The 18,171-nt window shown below is 37.8% G+C and carries 10 protein-coding genes; 5 read left to right on the top strand and 5 right to left on the bottom strand.

The window, feature by feature from the left end; all coding sequences use genetic code 11:
- The first annotated feature begins 178 nt into the window (after nt 1-178).
- From ESZ26_RS09335 to ESZ26_RS09320, 4 genes are all read left to right on the top strand, one after another.
- The gene (locus ESZ26_RS09335; RefSeq protein ID WP_146796814.1) at nt 179-727 is read left to right on the top strand and encodes a zf-TFIIB domain-containing protein; all 549 of its coding nucleotides are present in this window, start codon (nt 179-181) and stop codon (nt 725-727) included.
- A 21-nt stretch (nt 728-748) separates the two neighbouring features.
- Nucleotides 749-1,171, top strand: coding sequence for a hypothetical protein (locus ESZ26_RS09330; RefSeq protein WP_146796811.1), 423 nt, complete (start codon nt 749-751; stop codon nt 1,169-1,171).
- Nucleotides 1,172-1,192: 21 nt separating this feature from the next.
- A complete protein-coding gene (locus ESZ26_RS09325; protein ID WP_146796808.1) occupies nt 1,193-1,723 on the top strand; it encodes a DUF6942 family protein in 531 nt (176 codons plus the stop codon).
- Between the two features lie 201 nt (nt 1,724-1,924).
- Nucleotides 1,925-4,843 carry an ATP-binding protein gene (locus ESZ26_RS09320; RefSeq protein ID WP_223271588.1) on the top strand — a complete coding sequence of 973 codons (2,919 nt, stop codon included), beginning with the start codon at nt 1,925-1,927 and terminating at the stop codon, nt 4,841-4,843.
- Nucleotides 4,844-4,979: 136 nt separating this feature from the next.
- Here ESZ26_RS09320 and ESZ26_RS09315 read toward each other — a convergent pair whose 3' ends face one another.
- From ESZ26_RS09315 to ESZ26_RS09305, 3 genes are all read right to left on the bottom strand, one after another.
- Entirely contained in the window at nt 4,980-8,138 is a 3,159-nt protein-coding gene (locus ESZ26_RS09315) for a two-component regulator propeller domain-containing protein (protein WP_223271587.1), read from the bottom strand.
- Nucleotides 8,139-8,235: 97 nt separating this feature from the next.
- On the bottom strand, nt 8,236-9,936 hold the full coding sequence (locus ESZ26_RS09310; protein ID WP_223271586.1) for a S8 family peptidase: 1,701 nt from the start codon (nt 9,934-9,936) through the stop codon (nt 8,236-8,238).
- A 293-nt stretch (nt 9,937-10,229) separates the two neighbouring features.
- Nucleotides 10,230-12,077: a S8 family serine peptidase gene (locus ESZ26_RS09305; protein ID WP_146796800.1), complete on the bottom strand. Its 1,848-nt coding sequence runs from the start codon at nt 12,075-12,077 to the stop codon at nt 10,230-10,232.
- Nucleotides 12,078-12,510: 433 nt separating this feature from the next.
- Here ESZ26_RS09305 and ESZ26_RS09300 point away from each other — a divergent pair, with 433 nt between their 5' ends.
- Complete coding sequence (locus ESZ26_RS09300; protein WP_146796797.1) at nt 12,511-14,880, top strand: S8 family serine peptidase; 2,370 nt, start codon at nt 12,511-12,513, stop codon at nt 14,878-14,880.
- A gap of 207 nt (nt 14,881-15,087) precedes the next feature.
- On the opposite strand, the gene ESZ26_RS09295 is transcribed toward ESZ26_RS09300, so the two are convergent.
- Together ESZ26_RS09295 and ESZ26_RS09290 are read right to left on the bottom strand one after the other, a co-directional pair.
- A complete protein-coding gene (locus ESZ26_RS09295) occupies nt 15,088-15,894 on the bottom strand; it encodes a formyl transferase (protein WP_211361212.1) in 807 nt (268 codons plus the stop codon).
- Between the two features lie 38 nt (nt 15,895-15,932).
- On the bottom strand, nt 15,933-17,870 hold the full coding sequence (locus ESZ26_RS09290) for an alpha/beta hydrolase family protein (RefSeq protein ID WP_146796794.1): 1,938 nt from the start codon (nt 17,868-17,870) through the stop codon (nt 15,933-15,935).
- Between the last annotated feature and the right edge of the window lie 301 nt (nt 17,871-18,171).

The following is an 18,171-nucleotide window of genomic DNA, read 5'->3' as shown; positions in this document are numbered from 1 at the left end:
AATACAGTTTTTATAAAATTTCAAAAAACCAAATTAGCATATTGTTTACATTAAATCATAAAAATAAAAGCCTACAGTATTCTGATTTAATTGATTTTACTCGTGACTTATATCAAGCAATGATTATATGATGGTTTACGTAAAATTTACAAAGATAACATTTAATAGGGAGATAATAATGAAATGTACTAGTTGTAAGCAGGGTGAGTTAACACCCAGTTTTATCGAAGGGTTGTTTAGAGCACATACTTGCTCAAATTGTAGTGGTCATTGGATCTTAATTGAAGATTATGTCGCTTGGAAGGAACGTAATCCGCAGTTTTCTTTTGATAACGACCTTCAATGTCAAGTTGTTGAAACTAAACAAGCAATGTTATGCCCGGTAACAGGTACAATCATGCGTAAATTTCGACTATCTGCCTCAACAGATCATCGTATCGACTACAGCGCAAATGTCGGTGGTGTTTGGTTAGACAAAGGTGAATGGGAATTACTCAAAAAAGAAAATTTAGCTGGCTCCTTAAATACGGTACTAACCGCACATTGGCAACGTAACATTCGTATTAATAGTACGAAAGAAAACTTTGCAGAAATATACCAAGATAAATTTGGTGAAGAAAATTATGCGAAAGTTAAAGCCCTTAGAGAGTGGCTATATCAGCAGCCAAACAAAGCCGATTTAAGAGCTTATCTTCTTGCTGAAGATCCCTACTCAGCCGAAAAATAACAAAGATCATAAGGAATACCCATGAAAGGAGCAGGTGGAACTTCAGGTGGCTTAAGTCACTTTTTTATTGGCATCATTATGATGTGTGGTGGTTTTTATATGCTACTAAATTCAATCACAGTGACTTCTAGTTTTGGCATGGGCATACGCCTGTATGGTTTTTCCGCCATGGGCGGCAACTATAATGTAACCAGTGGCATGATAATGATCCCTTTCATGTTTGGTGTCGGCCTTATTTTTTATAACAGTAAAAATATTTTAGGCTGGGTGTTAGCTATTGGCTCAATATCAGGATTAATCTTTGGGGTAATATCTTCAATAAGGTTTACTTTTAAGACCATGAGTTCTTTTGATTTAATTGTAATACTTGTTTTAGCCATCGGTGGCTTAGGTTTATTTTTACGTTCTTTAAAAACCTTAGATAATGCCTTACCTAATGAATAGACAGTTGTTCAGTAATATCACGTGAAAAATATTGGTGTAGGTTGCTCAAAATTTACCATTGCCGTTTATATTGGTAATAAACCAAGTATGCTTGAATATCAGCAATTATCTTCTCTATCGCCGCTAACCTTGGGCGAAATAGAGATGGTTAATCAAGCTTGCGGCAATGGTTGGCGAAAAGTTTTCAATGTTTATGCAAAGTTGCTTTACGCACTCGATAAAGCACAATTCGCCTATTCAACCCTTGCACCAACTTGGCAAAAATATCGAGAGCGCTTTTTACTGCAACAAGATTCTCAAACGGCTTTATTGTTTTCTCCTCCTCTGTTATCAACCGCTAAGCAAACTCTGCATATTATTTGTGGAAAAACCTACGCCAAGCATTTGCTAGCAACAGGCCAGCTAACGGCTAATTTTATCTGGTTAGATGACGAGTTTGCTATTGATAAGGCTCAAAATTTAGTGGTCTGTCCCTATTTTGATTATCGCCAATTGTCGAATATAAAAATTGAAAAGTTAGCTTCTTTACTTAGCCTTATAGATAGCCAGTGAATATTTTTCATTCATTTATATGGTGTTAAATTAATGTATACTATAGTAATTAAAGGAGAAAATAATAAGCCTCATGATTAGGCAACATAATAAACGTCACTTTAATATTGGAAGACATCATTGCTATATTTTAATAAATTAACCCTTTTATTTATCTCCATAATATTATCCCTATTACCCTATACCACGATAGCTAGCGCTTTGAATATTACATCTTCTTTTTTGTTATCGCTGCCCGCTATTTTGTTGCAGGCTATTGCAGTATTCTTTGTTATTTTTAGCTATCTACAGACCAAGTCACGTTCATTAAAGTTATTCTGGCAGTTTTTCTCTCTCGCTATAATTGTTGATCTTATTTCGGGTATTATTTTTGCCGGTGACTACATTAATACCACGCCGGTACTGCAAGATTTTTTCTCATTATTTAGTTACTTCTTTATCTTATTAGCCATAGAAACCAACCCACACCTCAGCGAAACCCCTCTCAATAAATATATTGCTGGTCGGATGCCGGCACTATTTTTTACCGTAACCTGTTTTTGTTATTTCGTTTTATTGCCAGAAGAATTTTCAAAAGCATTAGACCACAGATTATTACCGTCATTATTATTTCACATCACCATTTCTGGTCTTATTTTTATCAGACTAATGAGCTGTGTTATTTTTTGTCGAGAAAAGTTTTGGCGCGCTATTTATTGGCCACTATTTATTGGCTCACTTGCCTTATTAATGGCTAACGTTAATTATTATTTTCTCATTCAAGGTCAAGCACTATACAGCGATGATTATATAAAAAGTTTAGTGGCGCTAATTCCTTATTGCGCGCTTATCTTTGCAGCTAGTGCCTCTTTAAATACACAAAACCCAGCTAAACCTATCGCCAAAGACACCTATCCCGAACTTTACATTTTATTACTGGTGAGTATTATTTTTAGTATTCATGTTGCTGGTTTAGAACTTGGTACGTTCTACATAACCAATTCTTTCTGGCAGTCTTTTGTTATTGGTATTTGGGGTGTTATTGCTTTTATTTTGGTTGTGCTAATTGCTTACAATAAAAGAAAGCACACCTTGGACTTTAAGCAACAAGTTTTTACTCAGCAAAAAGAAAATAAAGCGTTAACACAAAAGAATCATAAATTAATCAGTTCTATCCTCAATAGTGAAGATAAGGCCATTGTTCGCGCATCAAGTAATGCCATTTTAACCACTTCAATTGACGGTGAAATATTATCGTCAAATCCTGCAGCCGTGCAAATGTTCCAGAGCTTAGAACATGAGTTAACCGACAAAAATGTTAGTACCTTATTTTCATCTGAAGATACCATGCATTACTTTTTTGGTTTTAAAAGTAATGTTTATGCACTACAACGCAAAGATATTGGTATTTCAGTAGAGTGTATGGCGCGCAGAACAGATGGCACCGAATTTCCAGTACAGGCGGAATTACAGTGGGCAGACCGCGAAGAAAAGCCGCTTATTGTTATTACCTTTATTAATTTGACCGCACGAAAATTAGCTGAAAAACAAACTTTAGATTTAAAAGATAAATTTATCGCTAATATTTCTCATGAATTTAGAACGCCGTTAACGATTATTAATGGCATTTTAGATCAGTACTTACTAAAAGCTCAAAGTAAAGAAGAAGGATTAGAGCTCACCACCGCTAAGCGCAATGGTTTAAGGTTAGTGCGAATGGTTGAACAGCTTTTAGAGCTTTCGCGCCTGACCGATAACCCTAAGCTTTCGCTGTCTACTTATCGGTTAAGCCAACTAATGGCTATGCCAATTGATTCATTTTCACGCTTAGCTAAGCAAAATGATTTAAGCTTTGACGCTGATATTTCTGATGATCTTTGGCTAGAGTGTGACGCTCAAGGTTTTGAAAAAATAATTTTCAACTTACTGGCTAACGCGATTAAATATACACCTGCAGGTGGCAGTATCAAGGTTTGCGCTTATGCCGAGCAAGATAATATTATTCTAGATATTACCGATACTGGCATTGGTATTAATCAAGCATCACAAGTTAAGATTTTCGAACGATTTCAAAGAGCCGATGATGAAAAAAATCATGCTGTCTTTGGTGTTGGTATTGGTTTATCACTAGTTAATGAATTGGTAAAAGCGCATAACTGGCGTATCAATTTAGTCAGTGAGTATAATAAAGGCAGTAAATTTTCTTTATCTATTCCTGCAAAAGAATCGGTTGCGATTGAAGCCCAAGTACCGATGAGTGTCTCAGAAAGCGAAGTTTCTTCACTCTTGCTAGAACAAAATAATAATAAAACTAAAGCTAAAAATCACCTACAAAATGTCGTTTTGGTTATTGAAGATAACCTTGATATGCAAAACCATATTAAACGTGTAGTTGAACAACAACATCATTGTTTATTGGCGACTAGTGGTGAACAGGGGCTAATTCTAGCTGAAGAATATATTCCTGACCTTATCGTCTGCGATATTATGCTGACCGGTATTGACGGTTTTGAAGTGCTCAAACAATTAAAAGGAAATGAACTCACCTCACATATTCCTGTTATTTTACTGACCGCGCGCTCAGACCTAGACAGCCGCCTGCATGGCCTGAATTTGCAAGCGGATGAGTATTTAAGTAAGCCATTCAATCAACAAGAATTACTGATCCGTATTGAAAATTTAATTGAAAATCGTAAGCAGTTGCAGCAAAACTATTTACATAAATTTAGGGATCATCAAAAAGAACAACAAAAAGAAAGTAGCGTAAAGAAAGTGTCGCAGTTAACCCCAAGCGAAAGTGCAATATTATCCGTTGATGAAAAGTTTATAGAAAAGTTAGAAACTATTGTCGCCAAAATGTACTTGGAAACTGATTTAGGTATTCAAGAGCTAGCCAGTAATATGGCAATGAGTGAGCGTCAACTGCAACGAAAAATGAAAGTAACCTTGGGAACAACACCTAATAATTTCATTAAAGAGTTCCGCCTAGCGAAAGCACAAATACTGCTGCAAAACGGTTCTAAAATTGGCAGAATCGCCCTAGATGTTGGTTTTTCATCACAAACGTACTTTGGTCGATGTTTTAAAGAGTCATTTAATTGCACCCCAAAACAATATCAACAACAGTTCATTAAAAGCTAACCAGAAAGCTACTCCGGCTAACCTTGTTTAATTTGGATGTTGTGCTTAAGTGTAGCTAAATGCTTATGCCTTAGGTTCACATAAAACCAGCTACGCAATAGTAGCCTGGTCTTCGTTTGTTAAGCTAAAACTCCAGCTAGCCTTGTTTAATTTGGATGTTGTGCTTAAGTGTAGCCAGATCAGCGCCTTGAACCACTGCTAAGTAGCTAAATGGCTGTATCTTAGGCTCACATAAGCCAAGCCAAGCAATCGCCGGCTCTTCGCTGGTTAACGTCAAACCAAGCTCAATCATCACACTGACTTGATCCCACGATATTTCCATAGGTTGCTCTCGATTAAACGGATAAAAAGAATAAGCAATATTCATCGATATTTTATTGTCGAATTGTTTTTCAAATTTACTGGCAAGCCGTGCCGCTAATTCGCTGGCATTGTTATCTTTTTCATAACCGATGACAGCAAAGGTATCATCTGACCAGCGTACCACTAGATCATCGCTATTACGGCTAAACAGTAATAAGTCAGTAATGTTAATCAACTGGCTATTACTGACATTGCTTAACTCATTAACCTGAACCATTAATACGTAAAGACGAGGTAAGGTGCCTCGCTGTACCGGTAAAATATTTTGATGAATTTGATTCATTAACTGACTAGTTTGCTCAATATAAATATCAAGATAACGGCGACTTCGCACCCCAGTTACTTTGTCTACCGTTGCCGATTTTTCTAGTAATACATTGGCATGTTCAAGCTCGCTATTTTGCGATTGTAGCTTTTGCGTTTTCTCTTTTACTTGTTTTTCAAGGTAAGACTTTTGTTGTTGTTCAAATAACAATTTCCGATTTAAAAAGCGAGAATAGACGAGTAAAATTGTCGCAACGGCCATCGCATACAACAAATAGGCCCACCAAGTATTCCACGGCGCAGGATGAACAGTAATATTAAGGGACAGGCTAGGTTCACTCCAGATATTGTCGCTATTACCGGCAATAACCTGTAACTGATAACTACCCGCCGGTAAATTGGTATAAGTGGCTCTTCGAGACTTACCGGCAGCTATCCACTCTTCATCAAAGCCTAATAAACGATATTTATAACGTGTTGATTCTGGATTTGCATAGTTTAAACCGACATATTCAAAGGAGATCAGTTGATCACTGTAATCAAATTCCAACTGACTTAAATTAGATAATTTACTGCCAAGTGGCATGGGCTCATTTAACTTTAAAATACTGGTTAAACGTACTTCTGGAGCCAAAAGGCTGGTATTAATTTTTTCTGGATTAATACTATTCATTCCTTTACCCGCACCAAAATATAAAGTGCTACCCTTTGAACTAAATACCGCAGAATGGGTGTATTCTAAGTCAACTAAGCCATGAGTCAGGTTAAAGTGCTTAAAACTTTTATCACTGGTTGAATAACGAGAAATGCCTTTATTGGTACTAAACCAAATATCATCATAAACATCTTGAGTAATACCGTAAACGGTTAAACTTTTCATACCATCTTTGGTATTAAGGTGAGTAAATGAAAAATTATTATTGTAACGATTTTCTTGACTTAACATACTCAAACCAGAAGACTGGGTTCCGAACCAAAGGTTTTGCTCATGGTCAAGCAACATTATCCAAGTGAAGTCATCAGAAAGGCTATTAGGGTTATTTGCCTCATGACTAAAATGTCGAAACGTTTCAAGGCTAGGATCAAAACGACTAAGACCACCACCAAAGGTAGCCAACCAAATAAAACCTTGATCATCCTCTAGTAATTGTACAACATGGTTACTTCCCGGTCCTTTCTCTAGGTTTGACTTATTACTTATAAAGCGTTTAAAAGTACCATTTTTGTTAAGTAAATTGAGTCCTTGATGAAAAGTAGAGACCCAAATATTACCATGTCTATCTTTAATAATATCGGTAATACTATTGGCTGAAATAGAAGATTCATCTTCGTCATGCCTATATTCAGTCACTTTATTAGTCGTTAAATTGACTGAATACAATCCAGAGCCTCGCGTCCCAATCCATAATATATTGCCATCGGCAAACAAATCCATGATTCTATATTCTAAAAATTCATTATTAAAAGCGACAGGTGATATTGAATTATCCACTTCTGACAACTGATAAATTCCACCACTGTAGGTACTAAAATATACATTTCCTTGATTAAACTGCGTAAAACTAGTGACATTGTGATTTTTTAAAATAGGATTTGTTTGCGTACTATATTGTCGAAAGGTCGCCATATTAGGATCCCATCGATTAACGCCTGAAAAAGTTCCTACCCACATCATCTTATGGTTGTCTTCATAAAAAGTAAGCACAAAATCATTACTTATACTGTAAGGGTTATTAGGAGAGTTATTATAGCGACTAAAATGGTTAGTTTTATAATCATAAATAGATAGACCATTGTCAGTAGCAATCCAAATATTTTGTGCTGAGTCTTGATAAATACTGCTTATTGCATTGCTACTAATCGTTAACTGATTATCTATATTATTTTGATAGTGAATAAACTGCTCTGTACTCGGGGTATATTTTAATAAGCCACTATCAACTGTGCCTATCCAAATATCTCCATTAATATCTAAATACAAACTACTGACAAATTTATTAATATAAGTCGCACTGTTTTGATCGCCATATTTAATCGATTTAATAAAATTTCCCTGTAGATCAAATACCGAAATCCCACCACCATTAGTACCTACCCAAATTTCTTGCTCACGGGTTTCAATAATTGACAGCGCAACATTATGGGTCAGGCTATTCGGGTTGCCTAATTCTTGAAAAATGTGTTGAGTTGACCATTTCCCTTCATCAGTACTGAGAATATTTACCCCATTTTCGGTAGCGATCCAAATTTTACCTTCACTGTCTTCAAATAAGGCATTTACGGTATCATTAGTCAGCGTAGTATTTGTTGTCTTACTGGTGAAATGGAGGAAATCTTGGCTTTTCTCCCGATATAAATTTAAGCCGCCACCGAAGGTACCAACCCAAAGTCTTTGTTGCTTATCAATAAGGATACGGCTAATAACATTAGAGCTTAATGAGTGTGGTTGAGCACTATCATGATGGAAACTTAACGTTTGGTGACCATCAAAACGGTCTAAGCCTTCCGAAGAGCCAAACCACATAAAGCCATCTTCATCTTGAGCGATGGTTCTCACAAAGTTGTATGACATCGGGTTATCAATACCAAAGTTTTTAAACAGTTTTACTTCTTGTGCCGAAATATTACAGCTAAAGATAATTAATAATAAAAGGAGTGTTTTTTTCACAAGAGGGCTCTTATAGAGTAATGAGATATTGAAATTTAATGTAAGAAATATAGGTAATAAAAAAGCCACTGTGGACACAGTGGCTAGTGTTAATAAGTTATTGCTGTTCAACCCAATTATTAACATCGATACCTGTAGAGCTATCCGCTACACTCATTCTCCAAATTATGGTATCCGTTTCGAAATTCATCCGCCAAATTATGGTATCTGTTTCTACATTCATTCGCCAAATTATCGTATCGGTAGAGGCTGTGTTTTTCCAATCTAAAGCATTTACAGCATAATTCATCCGCCAGATAATCGTATCACCATCAAGGTTGCTTTCATTTAATTTCCAGACATATTCATCGCCTAAACCTTCAACATAAAAATTACCATCGCTATTAATGTTAGCTGGTCCAAAGAAATGATCACTGCCTGCTAAATCTTGGGCAATATCTAAAGCTTGATTCGCACAGCCTGAAGCGGTACTGAGTAAAGCATCCGCAACATTAACCATGCCGGAACCTTGCTGAAAAACACTATAGGCTAACTCACCACTATTATTGAATGCCGCATGAGCACTGTCCATTAAGCGACATTTAACTTCATCCGGTGTTAGCGTTGGATCTTGCGTTAACATCAGTGCGACAACACCTGATATTACGCCAGCCGCTTGTGAGGTGCCTGACATTTCAAAATAACGACCACCATCGTGAAATTCAGGATGGTCTTGAACTATTTGCGTATCAAAAGCCATCAAACCTGATAGATGACCACCGGGCGCAACAATTTCTGGCTTAACAAAGCCTTCCACTGTCGGGCCTGCGGCACTAAAAGTTGCTACTTTGTCGTCGTTTACATAAGAGGCAGTGTAATTATCTGTCATCGCACCTACCGTAATTATATAAGGAACATTACCAGGTACGCCAATCGTCATCGGATCAGGACCGCTGTTGCCTGCAGAAGCAACTACAACGATACCTGCTTGCCATGCTTTCATTACCGCTTGGTTTAGTGGATCTTCCCAGTAGTAAGAACGAGCAGGCCCGCTAAACGACATATTCAATACTTTTAAATTGATTTGATCTTTAACTTGTAACGCCCAATCAATACCACGAATTACATCTGCATAGGTTGCCTTGCCTTCGGCATCAAAAGCTTTAATGCCGACTAACGAAGCATTGGGAGCAACACCATAAACTTTACCGTAAACATCATAATCGGCGTTACCGGCAATACTGGCGACATGAGTACCGTGGCCACTTTCTTCATTACTATAGTTACTAATACTATTATTTATCGCGTCATAAGTTCCCCAGAACTTATCTTTTCCGTATAAATCAGTCGATAAACCAAGACCTGAAGAGGTTCCTTCTAGTTGATCTAGCCCAGTATCCAAAAAGCCAATGGTTACCCCATCGCCAAAATTGTAGGCCGAATGCGCCGCAGAGGCTTCAATCAAGTCATTCACGACAGACTTTGGCTGCCATTTACGTTTACCCCAGGCATTACCACCTGACATTTCTACTTTATAATTTTCAGTAACCTGAATGTCTAACTGTGCATGTAACTGAGCTAACTGTTCAATATTAAGGGAAACGGCAACAGCATTGATGATAGCTAATTGATGCGTTGGTTGAACGTTAAGTGAGGCTAACTCTGTTTGTAATAATTGATAGCTGCTTGCCGAAATAATATACGACTTTTCTTGTCCGCCAGCATTTTTATCTATACTGGTATTGATAAACCAAGCGGTAAGACTAATAAGCCCTAGCAGTGAGAGTGGTTTTATAATGTTTTTTACAGAAATATTCAAAATATTTATCCCCTTTTCCCGTTACATCTTTTAAAAACGTCAGGGTGGTTTAACTTAATGTTTGTCATTCAAATTTTAAAAATTGTACATTAAAACAGTTTTTAATCATTAGTGACAAAATACACATTGATTGTGAACATAAACCAAACGACACCTAACATGCAATACTTATGGATATATATATATAGCTATAAGTTATTACATGTTGCAAAAATAAAAATATCCAGCTCAAATAATGAACTGGATATCAACTAGTTAATTGAGACTACTTCCTTGTACTAAAACGTTTAAATCTAGAAATTAACGGTAATGTCCGCAGAACAATTACTTGTTCCTTGATCACATACTTTATAAGTAAATGAACCTGACGTTCTAAAACTGTCGGTATAAGCGCCATCGTTTGCCGTTGTTGTTCTTAAAGAACCGTTACGAATAATGTCAACACTTGAAGTAGCTGCACCTGACCAAGTTACGTCAACTTTATTTTTACCTTTAGCCTTGTATCCTGATGCGTCAGCAGTAATATCACCACCTTCTACTGGAGGAGGTGTAACACCACCACCACAACCATTAGCAGTTAAGTAATCATTAGCCGCTTTTGCTTTAACAATACCGTGACCAAAGTAGTCATCGTGGCCTGCAGCGCCATTATCTTCAGCCGTTGCTTTTAATGCATCACGAATTTCTGTACCTGTACAGCCATTATGGTTAGACCATACTAATGCAGCCATACCTGATACTGCAGGTGTCGCCATTGAAGTACCACTCATGAAACCATAATCGCTAGCGCCAATCGCTATATCTACTGTATTTGACGCTAATAATGCTGCACGGTCTTCTAGTGCTACGCCTACTGCAGGAATAGTTGTCGCGTTCGTATCACCTAATGTCGCTGATAACATACCTGCTTCATTATTAATGATAACCGCACCAACACCACCAGAGTTTTGACAATTTTGTACTTTGTCATGGAAAGAAATTACGCCACGGTCAATCAGACAAACGTTACCATTTGCGCCTGAATTAGTTGACTCAGCAGTGCCCATGTAGAAAGTGTTCGCTGTAACCGAACCTGAATTTTCCATAGCAGATGAAGCATAAGCTACGCCATCGGCACTCATTGAAGCACTTGTTGCCATTCCTGCAGGGTAAGTTGACAACGTGTCAACACCGCCAGCTGTTACTTCAACACAAACAGTTTCGTCTGTCGTTGTCGTTGTCGTGCGATTTTTACCTTTGCCTGTTGTCGTTGTTGACGTACAGCTTGGAAATTGTGAGAAGTCTGCAATAGCATTGTTATTGTCGTTCGCACCAACCATCATTACCGATGAATAGCCTGCTGGGAATGAACGGACATTATTACCATCGTTACCTGCTGCCGCTACCACTAAACCACCTGAATCGGTAAAAGCTTTAAAGGCGTTTTCTTCAGTGCTGTTAGCACCGCCGCCGCCCAAACTCATGCTAATGATGTTAGCGCCTGCGCCTGAACAGATGTTTGCTGCGTAAGCTAAGTCAGAAGAATATCCCCAACCTGCCTCGTTAAATACTTTTACAATGTGCATATCAACGCCTGGTGCCATACCAACCACACCAAAACCGTTATCTGCCGCACCAATAGTACCAGCTACGTGAGTTCCGTGTGGACCACCGTTTTCGTCCCAGTTCCCTGTGCCTGAATCGTTAGTACCTGTAATGTTGTTCCAGATAAAATCTTGGTTAGAGCGATCTAAACCTGAATCGATGATACATACTTTCATGCCTGCGCCAGCGTTAAAGTTAACTTGGTCCGCTTGAGATTGAACAACAGCATAAGGAGTAAGTTGTGTTGTTGCAGGGTTGCCTGCGGTATCACTATAAACAGAAAGTGGTAGACGGCGTTGATCTTCTTCAATCATTTGAATATGTGGGTTGTTTAATAAACCTTTAACTTGGCTTAAATCTTTTCCAGCGAATGAAGCCGCGATAAAACCTTTGCCATCGACTTTTAATTCGCCGCCTAATTTTTTAGCAAGTGCTTTAACAAGGCCTTTCTTACTTTCGTCTACTTTAATAATGTATCGATCATCGGCAGCGTGTGCTGAAAATGCTGCGGTAACGGCTAAGGCAATAATTGATGTCGTAAATTTAGAAGCTTTCATATGTTCCACTCTCTCTTATATAGGGGCGTTGTTTATATTGTTTTAATTATCAACGTTATGTTGTATTGAGTAGTCCTTACTATCTTGATGATGACTTATTTATCTTTGCTTAAATCAGTATCGTGCATCTTGCATAATTCGATAATATCAACTCAGCAAATAATCCCTAGTAATATAGCGACAGCTTTTCGCACAAAGGCGACAAAAAACAGACAAAACTATATTTATCAGTAAGATAAAATATTAAAAAAAATAAAAACGTCGTTTAATTAGCAAAAACAGTCTGTCAATTGCTAGTTAAAACATCGTAAACAAGCCATTATTTTTGGCATGGGTTTTCACTCATTAAAGCAATACATAATAAAATACGTTGAAGGTAGCCTCGGCAAACGTTCAAATTAAACGTAAAAATAAACGATGGAGTTTATATCAGATGAGAAATAACAAACGCCTTGCACTTAGTGCAATAGCCTTATCTATTCTAACCGTAACTAGCGCGGCAAGTTATGCGAGCCAAGCTAAAATTAATAAAGTAAATCAAAGCGGAATGGAATCTGCCCAATCAACAACATTAAGTTTTGCTGATTGGCGTGCACAACAAATGCTCGAAAAGCAGGATTTTACTGATCGTTTAATTGTTAAATATAAAAACAAGAAGAACGGCAAAGCAATCCCTCCAGGATTAGCGAAGAAAGCAGGCTTGTCGTTAAAACACGAAAAGATTTTGAAAAATGGTCATCACATTATTTCTTTTGGTAAAGAAAAGAACATTAAAGATGTGAAAAACATGATCAAACGCATGAAAAAAGACTCGTCAATTGAGTTCATCGAGCCAGATTACAAACGCTTTTTAATGGCGCAAAATCAACCTTGGGGTATCGCACAAACACAATCAGACCAATTAACTGATAACGACGGCGCAAACATGACCGTGTGTATTATCGACTCTGGTTATGAACAAGCAAACCCTGATTTAAATGCTAACAATGCATCAGGTACTAATAATTCAGGTACAGGCAATTGGTATCAAAACGGGGGTTCTCACGGTACTCACGTAGCCGGAACTATTGCGGGTGTTAATAACAGTGAAGGTGTTGTTGGTATTATGCCAAACACCAATGTAAATCTTCATATTGTTAAAGTATTTAATGAAGCTGGCTGGGGTTATGTTGGCGAGTTAAGTGATGCCGTTGATACTTGTGTTAATAATGGCGCAAAAGTTATTAACATGAGTTTAGGTGGTGCTGGTTCAAGTGTTACTGAGAAAAACGCATTACAAGCCGCTGCAGATTCTGGCGTATTATTAGTTGCCGCTTCAGGTAACGATGGCAACACCACATTATCTTACCCAGCATCTTATGACGCTGTTATGGCTGTTGGCGCACTTGATAGCAACAATCAACATGCTGAGTTCTCTCAATACACTCCACAAGTTGAAATTTCTGCGCCCGGTGAAGCTGTTTTATCAACTGTTGCTGGTGATGGTCGCTTAGGTTTTATTAACTTAGGTTCAACAACTTATGCTAACGATATCGTGCCTCAAACGCATTACATTGAAAGCGGTGGTAGCTTCGTAGTAAGTAATGTAGATAGTAGCGCCAACGGAGTCCTAGCAAGTTGTACACTTTCAGGAAGTAGCTACAGCTGTAGTAATGTTGCTGGTAACATTTGTTTGGCAGAGCGTAATGGCAATCAAAAAGGCAGTGATTATCCAGAAATAAACCCAGCTAAAGCTTGTGCTGACGCTGGTGCCTCTGGTGTTATTGTTTATAGTGACAGTACTCGTCCTGGCTTACAAAACCCATTCTTAGTTGATTCTACTAACGCTGTTTCAGTGCCAAGTGTTTCGGTGAGTCGTGCTTTAGGCCAACAATTATTAACGCAGTTAGGCAGTTCAGCAACGTTAACGGTTAACGGTTCGCAAAACTATGCATATTACAATGGCACTTCAATGGCAACGCCTCATGTAACCGGTGTCGCAGCAATTGTCTGGAGTAATAACATTGATTGTAGCGCTGACCAAGTGAGAAGTGCTTTAAAATCAACAGCTATCGATCTTGATGTTGCTGGTCGCGACGACAAAACTGGTTTTGGTTTAGTACAAGCCAAAGCAGCGTCTGATGCATTAGCTGCAACTTGTGGTGGCAGCGTAACACCGCCACCGCCAACAGGAAATACACTGGATAATGGCGTGGCAAAAACAGGCCTAACATCTAGTACTGAACTTAGCTTCACCATGGAAGTACCTGCAGGAGCAACAGATTTAAACTTCGCTATGGCTGGTGGAACGGGTGATGCTGATTTATACGTTAAATTTGGCTCAGCGCCAACAAGTTCTAGCTATGACTGTCGTCCTTATGCTGGCGGTAATAGTGAAAGCTGTCCAATTAGTACTGCACAAGCAGGTACTTACTATGTGAAAATTGTTGCCTATTCTGCATTCTCCGGTGTTAACTTAACCGGTAGTTTTACTGAACCTGCAACGGGTGGCGGAGCAACCGGTGGCAGTGCATCTGTAACGGATATTAGTGTTGCTCGTCAAGCATGGACTTATTACACCATTGACGTACCAGCCGGCATGGCAACATTAGACTTCACTATGAGTGGTGGCACTGGTGATGCTGACTTGTATATTCGACGTGGCGCACAGCCAACATCATCTACTTATGATTGTCGTCCGTACAAAGGTGGCAATAATGAAGCATGTGCATTTACTAACCCTGCAGCAGACACTTGGCATATCGGTATTTACGGTTATTCAGCTGCTAGTGGCGTAAGCTTGGATGTTGTTTATAATCCTTAGAACATCATAAATTATGCGATTATATTTATCGTAAAGACCAAGGGGAGCATTAATAATGCTCCCCTTTTTTATTGATAGCAACGACACAGTATCAAGCGGATAGTTAACCTATTAAAGTAACCAATAATACTTAAGATATAATGAAGCGTTGGACTTGATTGGTTTAACCGGACAACAATATATTCGTTAAATTAGCCTTTATTATACTTACAGATAATGTTGTTGTATAAATTCAATGTACTCTTGTTCATCGGTGATTTTAAAGCCACTTCTTTCAAAGTCTAGACATTCATTTTCGCTTGGAAAGGTAAAATAGCTATCACTCTTTTCTTGTGGCTGAGAACAAAGTAACTCATCATTTTCAAGCGTTTCAATAGCCGCTAATATATCGATTGCACCTTGCTTATAAAGCTCAAGCACATGCCATAAATAAGATTTCTCTCTATTAACCAGTACGGTAGAAGTCTTGATTATTTGTCCTGTATCTATCGAACCATCGTCAATGGTGTGCAGTGTAGTACCTATTTTATCGTCGTTATTTTTCATTGCCCAAAACGTCGCCATCACGCCTTTATACTTAGGTAATATGCCAGAGTGCAGATTAATAATGCCTTTGGTAGGAATATTAATGACCGCTTCCTTTAGAATGCCACCAAAGCGTATCGAAACAATAAGTTCAGGCGCCAATGCTTTTAAATCATTAATCATCTCAGGCGAATTGATTTGATTGACGTCTAGAATCGCTGACTTTAAAAAGACACTAAAGCCATCAAAGTTTCTATAAGTATTGTTATTACTTTTATTCCTAGGAATTAGCGGACTTAGCAGTTGGTTAAACAAGTCTTGCTCGAAAAACTTTAGCGTCTTTAATGGCGTAGGTAACACACTGATCTTACCTACTTTAGCGGATAACCACAGATGAACCTCATGGTTTTTACAGACCTTTGGTAGTAATTTATTCAGCGCGAAATTACTCGCTAAATCTTTATTAGCCAAGAATAAAATTTTCATCATTCAGCTCTTTTGCCTATTTTTATGTTAACAATATATCATCACTTTGGGCTGACTAAATGTTGTTTCAAAAATTCGTCAATGGCTGTAAAAGCTTTGTGTCGATTTCGCTGAATAGACAAATAGTGGTCGCCGTCTGCCAATTCAATATATTCAACTGGCTTACTTAAGTCTATTAGCTGCTGGTAAAATCTTTGACTTTGACGAACATTAACCACGGTATCGTTAGCACCATGGAGTAATAACATAGGTATATTAATTTTCTTTGCCTGATAAAAGGGTGATCGGGCGATTAAGTTGTCAACATCTTTGCCCATTTGGTACTCTACAAATTTCTTGTTAGTGTAGTAACGACTTTTAAAAACAATATTTCGAAGGTCACTCACTCCGGCAAAACTGACTGCGCACCGAAATAAGTCAGGTGTTTTGACCGCCGCCATGGCCGCCGCATAGCCACCATAACTTGCGCCAACAATACAGATACGCTTTCGATCAGCAATTTTCTCTGTAACTAACCAGTTTGCGGCATCGGTTAAATCATCTTGCATAATCAAGCCCCAGTTTCTCATTTGGCTTTGAGAAAATTCATAGCCGTAACCAGATGACCCACGAAAGTTAGGTCGAAATACTGCATATCCCCGATTAACAAAAAATGAGCTCCAATAATCAAAGCCGTTACTATCACGAGCACCTGGACCGCCGTGTGGAAACAATATAGTTGCGGTTGGCCCTTCATTACCTATTGGTAAGCTAAGAAAACCCTCTATCTTTGTCCCATCCGATGCTGTGTATTTTACAAGTTTATGCGCGGTTAAATTAGCATCTTTAAGTGCTGGGTATTGAGTCATCAAACGATTTACTTTACCTGTTTTTCTATTAGCTAAATAATAAATACCTGGTGTGTAATCATTCTCAACATAAAAAATATAAACATATTCATCCTCACTAAAGTCAACAAGATAATTCGTTGTTTTAGGTCGCGCTGTATTTAACCTTTGTTGAAGGCTCTTACGACTTTCATCCCAATAAATATTCCCGCTGATATGGCGAATACCAATAACACTACGTGTTTTTTTTGAATAAATAAGTGTGCCATCAACATCATAATCTTTATCGGCAAAGACTAATTGATGGGTATCAGTACTTAGGTCAACCTTATAAAGCGCTTTCTTATCATTATTGTATTGAGTGTAATAAAGAATATTAGGGTTGTTATCAAAACCAAGCGCCGTTATGGGGGCATCTTCCAAACTGTTATATTGAAATAAAACTTGCCAATTTTGGTTACCACCTTTACGGACAAATATTTTGGCTGCCCCTGTTTTATAGTTTAAAGCACGACCTAACCTTACGAAGCTCTGCTGATCGGTCATCCATTGTCTAATTTTTAATTTATGGTTTTCTACTTTATTAGCCTTAGCAGTATTTATGTTGAGTTTAAATACGCTAGGTAAATTTGCATTTTCAGCATCGAGAGCAATAAGGATATGCGCGGGGTCATCGGGTAATAAATCAATCAAATTATCTTCATGTTGAGAATAGTGTCGCCGGCTATAAATCGTTGAAGCATTGATTAATCTTCGTTGTTTTGTTTTTTCAGCGCCGACATCAATAGCTAACAACTGAGTGTGATCAACTTTTTCTGTATTCATATGTCTAGAAAATTTTGCCGCCAGTAATACGGTTTCATTATTGGCCCACTTGAACCACCTTATTTGATTAGTCAGATTATCTGTCTGCAGTAACGTCTTAAACTCACCGCTCTTTAAATCAATATAAATAAGTAACGTTAAATCTGGATCTTCTACATTTTTCAGATAAGCGATTTTACTTCCATCGGGAGATAATATTGGCGATTTAATACTTGGCAATCGACTAAATGCTTCAACAGGTAACTCTACTGCAACAACATTATTGATAAATAATATAAAAACACAAAAGAAGAAAGTACTAGAACGACAAATGGCTTTATTATTCATTTATTATTGCCTAATAAACTGTTGTCAAAAGAAATGATTGGCAACATTAAAGAAGGTGTGACAATTTTATTTTTTGGGCAAAAGGTGAATGCCTGAAATTTTATATTTACCATTTTTTACCTACAATCCTTTGATTAAATTCCTGTCGATTACTGCACTAGAGCTCAAAAATACGAGACTTTATCTTACGAGCATGACTCAAATTAGCAGTGACACAAAAAATCACTCACTGTGATCAACTATTTTTCAATAAACTTGGCCATACCTTTATCAAAATCATTGCAAATTAAGCTTGTTATTA

Origin of the sequence: Colwellia hornerae (assembly GCF_007954355.1) — a bacterium.
Taxonomy (GTDB): Bacteria; Pseudomonadota; Gammaproteobacteria; order Enterobacterales; family Alteromonadaceae; genus Colwellia_A; species Colwellia_A hornerae.
Note: the sequence above shows the minus strand (reverse complement) of the source record. Positions and strands in the feature narration are given on the sequence as shown.

Coding starts and splice junctions, on each gene's coding strand:
- ESZ26_RS09330 (WP_146796811.1), top strand. CDS start 749: ATGAAAGGAGCAGGTGGAACTTCAGGTGGCTTAAGTCACTTTTTTATT.
- ESZ26_RS09335 (WP_146796814.1), top strand. CDS start 179: ATGAAATGTACTAGTTGTAAGCAGGGTGAGTTAACACCCAGTTTTATC.
- ESZ26_RS09305 (WP_146796800.1), bottom strand. CDS start 12,077: ATGAAAGCTTCTAAATTTACGACATCAATTATTGCCTTAGCCGTTACC.
- ESZ26_RS09295 (WP_211361212.1), bottom strand. CDS start 15,894: ATGATGAAAATTTTATTCTTGGCTAATAAAGATTTAGCGAGTAATTTC.
- ESZ26_RS09290 (WP_146796794.1), bottom strand. CDS start 17,870: ATGAATAATAAAGCCATTTGTCGTTCTAGTACTTTCTTCTTTTGTGTT.
- ESZ26_RS09300 (WP_146796797.1), top strand. CDS start 12,511: ATGAGAAATAACAAACGCCTTGCACTTAGTGCAATAGCCTTATCTATT.